This window comes from Myroides sp. C6-3 (assembly GCF_050522425.1).
Classification (GTDB): domain Bacteria; phylum Bacteroidota; class Bacteroidia; order Flavobacteriales; family Flavobacteriaceae; genus Flavobacterium.
Window position 1 is genome coordinate 1 of record NZ_JBMVQP010000062.1, and the last position, 6,792, is coordinate 6,792.

3 protein-coding genes are annotated in these 6,792 nt (G+C 39.1%); all 3 read right to left on the reverse strand.

The genetic code is table 11. From position 1 onward, the window contains the following. Positions 1-3,440 (reverse strand): DUF4280 domain-containing protein (locus tag ACPDG9_RS15570; protein ID WP_430528625.1); only part of this gene is annotated, 3,440 nt, incomplete at its 3' end. Between the two features lie 21 nt (positions 3,441-3,461). Beyond that, positions 3,462-4,256, reverse strand: coding sequence for a hypothetical protein (locus tag ACPDG9_RS15575; RefSeq protein ID WP_430528626.1), 795 nt, complete (start codon positions 4,254-4,256; stop codon positions 3,462-3,464). After that, a complete protein-coding gene (locus ACPDG9_RS15580) occupies positions 4,256-6,199 on the reverse strand; it encodes a type VI secretion system Vgr family protein (protein WP_430528627.1) in 1,944 nt (647 codons plus the stop codon). The genes ACPDG9_RS15575 and ACPDG9_RS15580 overlap by 1 nt, the downstream gene beginning before the upstream one ends. Between the last annotated feature and the right edge of the window lie 593 nt (positions 6,200-6,792).

Consider the following 6,792-nt stretch of genomic DNA (forward strand, 5'->3'; position numbering starts at 1 on the left):
TCCTCAAGAATTGTTTGATCTGATCCGTTAAAAATTTCTGCAAGTTGAGCTGCAGTCACAGGAGCAATACAATTCGGACATTTTCCATGCGTAACCGTATCGGGTAATCGATGTGGAGCGCGTTCTACTTTTACGGGGATTTTCTTATCGGTAAACGCTTGACCGAAGGCGATCTCCTTCACCAGCTTTAACTGATGCAAGTATTGGTGTCCAAATTTTCCCTCTGCTCGGTATCGCGCAATGGTTTCTTCGTTCTTTTCGATTCGTTTTTCTCTTTCTTTTTCGCTTATTTCTCCTTCTATTTCCGATTTTAGTGGATTCACCAACAAGTCGTTATTTGCAAGATTTCGGGTATACCCCCTAGGAAAGAGTTCTTCGATGACTTTCTTTTTGATTTGTTTGAGTCCCCAGTAGTTAACTTCTTCTTCGATTTCATAGGATATCCCCATGTAAAATACACGAGGGTTAATCTTGGATTTCCGATCTTTTTCATGGGTAGATTCTTTGTATACCGCATCCTCACACGTATTTAACATAGGAGTATACACTGTGTTTTTACCTGTCTCAATCTTCAAGTCCATCGAAGTAGCTTTGCGGTCTTTAAATTCGAGTTTCCAGAGATTGAGATTCGTATTCTCATAAAGTGTCAAGGTCAATGCATCAGGAGCACTTCTGAACGGAGTGTAACGACCTTCTATACGGCGTACTTGTACCTCTAAAGGCTGCCCATACAATCGTGGCTCTACTAGGCGCTGGTGATTCTCTTTGTTGAAATACGCTTCAAAGCGCAGCGATTTGCTAATCAACGCATACGTATTTGACGTATCTAAGGGAAAAATTAAACCCTCTAAGGCTTCGTGGCTGTTAAATAAGTTTCGCTTGACATTGGATAATCCTATCTCTTCGCTAATGGTGAAAAATACAGCGTATTCGTCTCCTTTGCCTTCTGGGGCTTTCGTGGCAAAATTCTTCCAAAATTCAGAAGATTTCTTCACTGTATGGGTGCCCTTTCCATTACTGTCAAAAGAAATCGTATCTCGATATAGTTCAAGTACTTCTTTGTTGCGATTGCGATAGTCATACCAATATGCGATACTGGCTTGGGTATTTTCAAAACCAACAAGCTCAGTAGCAATCGTAAAATCCTCATTAAAACTCAAATAGTGGATAGGCTGATCGTAATCATCCACAAACTCCCAGCGGTTGACCCTTCCTTCTATACATTCGATTTCACAGCTTAGACTACTGCCATTAACCATTACTTCTAATTGATAGGTCCCCTGCTCTTCCAGTTGCAAATCAAGGGTAGCGATAGTAGATCGCAGTTCTATTTCTTCTTGGTCAGTTGAAATACGAGAAATGAAAATCCCCTCCAACTGTTGAAGCTCTAAATGATCCCCTTGTTGAGTTTCTATGCCCCTTTCCTTTGAGAATTCTCCTTCCTCGAAGGAATGAGGATAGTTGATATAAAAATTCAATCCATTCTTTTTCTTAGGGCCTTTAACGTAACTTAGACGCCACGAAATCTCCGAATCTCGATTGTTAGTTATACGGGGAATTGTTGATGCTGGTTTAGATTGAACAATCTTATGCCATATTTTTTTAAAAAAGCCAGGGCGTTCTATTTCATTTTTTTCGACATAGACTGCTCCATCCGTAGGAGGCTGATACCCCAAAGGCAAGACCAAGTCTACAGTAAACATCTGCTTGCGGTAAACGCCATGAGCTGTGGTTTCTCCTTTTGGCGGAACAACACTAGGGGTTAGATTAATTCGCTCAACGGTGTTATCGACCACTTCAATGGTGTGTTGGTACTTTTTATTAAAAAGAGCAAAACTACCGTAAACACATTCAATCTCATATTTCCCTACTTGAGGAAAGGATAGGTTCACTATTTTATTTTTAACAAAATAATCCCGAAAAAACGAGCTATTGGGTGCCTTAATTCTCCAATTTACGGCACTAGTGTTTATATTTTTTTCCTCGAGAAGTTGGGCTGTAAACACAATCTCACTCCCTAAGCGAATACGTTCTACTTTGGGCGTAAAAGAAAGGACTTTATTGGGAACAACCTCAAACGTTTGCGTTGGAATCAAGCCTAAAGGTTGCTCATTGTAATAGACCTGTACGCGATACACATTGATATTTGAACTGCTAAAGGTAGCTTTGACCTTATTTCCTTCTTGCACCAAAGCAGCACTTCCTTTCGCTCTATAAATCACGGCTATATGATCTGCTTCGTGTGCACTTTGAACCGTAACATGAAGGCTCAATAGATTCAATTGAGCTTCGGGCAATTCAACGTCGCTGTGAATAGTAAAAACTATTTCATCCCCTCGGCGAACCTCTTGAGCCTTGTTACTTAGTTCTAGGGTTTGTATAGTAGCATGCTCCACCACTTCCAAATAGTAGTAGAATGTAGCATAATAGGGTTTATTTTCTTGATCTTTGGGCATTCTCGCTGCAGAAAATAAGTAAGTTCCCACTTGTGTTGGTGTGACAGAAAACGTGCGACTAGTTGTTTCTACTGCCTGGTAGATTGCATTTTCTGAGGTAATGTCCAAGGTGATAGACTGCCCTGTTTTTCCTGCATCGAGCACGTTTGATCCAGGTAGGGCTTCCGTAACACTCCAACTAATATACCTTCCACTTTCGTTAGAAGGAGTTGTCGCTTTAAAGACCAATTGCTCACCTTTGAGCACACGCAAAGCCTGTACACCACCATCGGCAAGTGCACCAATTTTGAGCTGTGCTGTATTGATTAGTTCCAAGTGGTTGACATTGGAAACATAGCTTACCTCATCAGAAGTATCCAACAGCGAATCAAAATCCAACAGACCATTCAAAGTAGGCAAATTGGGGAAAGTCTCCTTGATTTCCTCAACTTCTTCTGCTGTGACACTTACAGTCTGACCATGGGTAAAAATAGATAATTCACCGCCAATCACACAGCGCAATTTTCCAGTTTCAGTCAAGACATCCTTATTTCCAACCAAAGGGAAAGGATCATTTTCTTTTACCTCCCAGAATCCTTCTGCTTGATAGGTGCAAGTTTTATCATTGCCCTTTTTGTGCTTACACAGCTTAAAGGGAGAACCACCTTCCTCAAACTGGTTGTCTTCAATGGTCGCAACTAGTTTATCCGCCGCATTGACATAATACTTTTGGTGCGTCTTTATCGACAAAGTTGAAAAAATACTGGGATTACCTGTACATTGGCATTTTGCTCCTGAACAAACAATATACTCGGATAACGGTGGCGTTTCTTCTGTGGGTTCTGTTTCAGCCCTAGATTCTTCTTTTGGCTTTGCAGCAGCTTTTGAATTCACAGTCTGCTGATTTCCTTTTTCAATCAATTCTTCACTAACAATCAAACTGTTAGAAACAGCTGTCTGCTTTTGAGGTTCTTGAGGTGCTAATTCAGGGGTTTCGTTTTTCATCGTATTTTCTGTTACAGCATGTTAGCATAAGTCTAACTTTATAATGGTAGAACGATAAATCGCGCTTCCATAGGTATAGACTTCTTTACTACTTAGTTTTACAATTTCACTTTGTTCATTTAACTCTCCTTCAATAATTCCCTCATAGGTTAGTTCCTCATCTCCTTCCAATTGCCATAATTCTTTTACTTGCGCTAATCGTTCTTTCGCTTGTTCACCTATTCCCTTTATCCTCGTTCCTTTATTTTCCAATACATCGATCTCATAGCGATACCCAATACCTTGCTGATCTTCCTTTGGTTTGATATAGTTTTGCCCCTGTGCTTGGTACTGATAGGTACCTGGTAGAATCCCCCATAGGTGATTAAAAAAGACGTCTTTTTGCAATTTTCCCACAAAACGAGCTTCCTCCTCTACTACTTCATCTAGTTGATTGATCATCGTATCGATCACTCCTCCTTCATATTGAGATTCGAGTTGAATTTTCAACCTCGTCTGCCAATACGCTTGGATTTCTTTGATATTGATAAGCTGCAGTATTTCTCCTTGTTCGCTAATCTGCAAACGAAGCTGTTGTCCAAGCGTCGAACTCATCGCAATTGCTTCTGCTAAGGGATGATCGACCGAAGGAAAAATTTGCTGTTTACTCCGTTCAACGAGGTAAATGGGAGTGGAATATTTCCATTTTTTATCTCTGCTAATGACTGCGGTATATTGTATGGTTTGGGATTGATTGGCTTTTGTATCTTGACATAAAAATCGATACGTTCTCTTTTCTTTACACGCAAAAACCAACGTAACATCAGACTTCATCATTAGAATATTTTTACTTTTTTACCGCTCAAATTCTCCACTTCTTTAGTAGAAGCTAATTGTAAGCTTTCCTGTGTTGTTTCTATTCGACCAACTTCACTTAGCACGAAATAGGTTTTACATTCTACTTTAGCCGTAGCTACAATTGTTGCGTACTGATTATTTGCTGTCAAATAAGAGTTTTCCCCTGCCATTTGATCGATATTTTCTTCAGCTTGTATGCGAATATTCTCACCCGCGTGCATTGTGATATTCTCACTCGCTTGCAGTTGTATATTTCTCGCTGTAAGCAAGATATTTTCTGGTGCGGAGATGGTGATACTTTTTCCTGTTGTATCGAGTAAAATATAGTTTCCACTGGCATCATAGATTTCAATAGATTCCTCTTCCGTAAATTTAAGGGTGTGACCGCTACGCGTTTGAATGCTTTTGATGTGGTTGTTTACTCCTCCACCGGCTGCATTTCCTCCGTGAAATAGACTTCCCATTACAAAAGGACGATCCGGGTGATTGCCGACAAAACTAACCATCACTTGATCGCCTTTTTCGGGTATAAAAACCATACCTCGATTTGTTTTTACTTGATCACTACTTCCAGCATCTCCACTCATCACTCGGATGAATTCGGTTTGTTGACTCGTGTCTTGCCAGCTAAACTGCACTTGCACACGCCCTTTTCCTGCTGGATCTTCATTGCTAATCACGGTAGCAATTTGAGGTTCTGTAATTGGCGCAGTAAAAACAGGTTGGGGAATATACCCCGTTTGGGCATCTACGGCTTTAAACTTTCCGCTGTACTGACCTAAGGCATCTACAGCATGTTCTATCTCTGTAATAATCAAAGTGGTAAAGTGACTACTTACTTTTTTATTGGGTTGTAACATATTCAATTCAACCACGCAGCCAGGGTATAGAAAGGGAATTGTCGTAACTCCCGTAATCACAAGTACGTTAATCCCTTCACTGCCTATCACATGACGTTGTGCCTGCAAAACATCTTGATCTGTAGATGCTTTCAAAGGGGCTTGCTGTAAAGAAGGTGATTTAAAAATTTCTTTGGATCGCGCATAAGACGACTTAGCCAAAGTACCTTTTACTGCTAAATCAGTCGCAGTTGCAGCCCGTAAGTGTTCATGGTCCAAACTGCTATATCCATAAAAATCGCGATTGACATGACGCGCTTGCATACCAATTTCTACCTGGCTCACATCCCTCCCGTAAACTAAAGCAATCGGTTTTTCTCCATGGGGTAACTCGCCAAAATGAAGAACTTCACCATCGTAAAAAAACTGCTCCCCATACATAGCGGCTAAACGCGCCAAGTAATTATAAGCTGTTTCATTACACTGACAGCTATAAGCGATATTAATTCCCCTAGACAACTTTATCCTAGATTGAAATAGCTGCTTTTGATGATATCCCTGATCGAGTATTTTATTCACAATATAGCTCAACGGGTCTGGTGTTGCTCCACCAAAACTCTGCAAATGAGGTGCTCGATCAAGAAGAATCGTAGGGCTATACCCCTTAAGTACTAAATATCCATCACTGCCATAACCTTGTTCAAAACGAACATCTGTAATAATACCTGAAAAAAAACGCTCCGGTTTTTCTACTAAATTTTTATACCGAATAGAAACCATAAGGCGTTTACCCAATAATTTTTGAGCTTCCTCCATGTGATAGGTCTCTTTTACCCCCAAACAATCGTGACTAAAAGAAACCACAAACGAGTGATGGGTCTGAGTACTCTGCTTGAGCTCAAAACTTTTATAATTGACTAACACTTTTCCTTCTGCTATAAACTTGACATCAACTAACTGATTGACTCCTGGTATATAGTGTTGGGCAATTGCTGCTGCATTACTATCACGGTATAATGACCTAGTAGGAAATAAAGCATGATCTGTTGTTGATCCTCTATAGGCTGAAAACATATCCTTCATCGTGTGTTATGTTTTGAATGATTACTAAAATGATTCAGATTCTTTAAAAGCAAGTGTCTTTTATTCTTTCTTTTTGCATGCTTAATTGGATAAACTTGCCTCTTATCCTTACCCAATAAAATCTAAATTAGTCGAAGCGAAAATCTATAGCTAATTTTTAATAAAAACTCGATTCAAGCCCTCCAAACGTATGAACTATTTATCAAATAAAAAAACAAATTAAAATAATTTATCAGAAATTATGCTTTATTTTTAATAATTCTGTATTAAAAATTGTTATTTATATACATAAATTACAATATGCGTATTTACAAACTTTAACAGTCGCAAAATGCGTGTAAAAACAAAAAATAGCGTTACAGCTTTCTTAATTTAAACGGCAAAAAAAGCAAAAAAAACTACTTCTAAATTGGGTATCTGTATCAGTAACAAGAATCAAACCGAAACGAAGAGGTAAAACATTATATATGTGGTTTGCGCATATAATTACAATCTTTTCTTCGTTTTATGATAGAAATAAAAAAAAAATCTTAAATCCATCTTGTCTCCACAGGCTCGGTATACCTTTAGAGAACATTGAACGCTATAAAAAA

What these genes read in the sequence shown, in the direction of transcription:
- ACPDG9_RS15575 (WP_430528626.1), bottom strand. Translation starts at nt 4,256, where the DNA reads ATGATGAAGTCTGATGTTACGTTGGTTTTTGCGTGTAAAGAAAAGAGA.
- ACPDG9_RS15580 (WP_430528627.1), bottom strand. Translation starts at nt 6,199, where the DNA reads ATGAAGGATATGTTTTCAGCCTATAGAGGATCAACAACAGATCATGCT.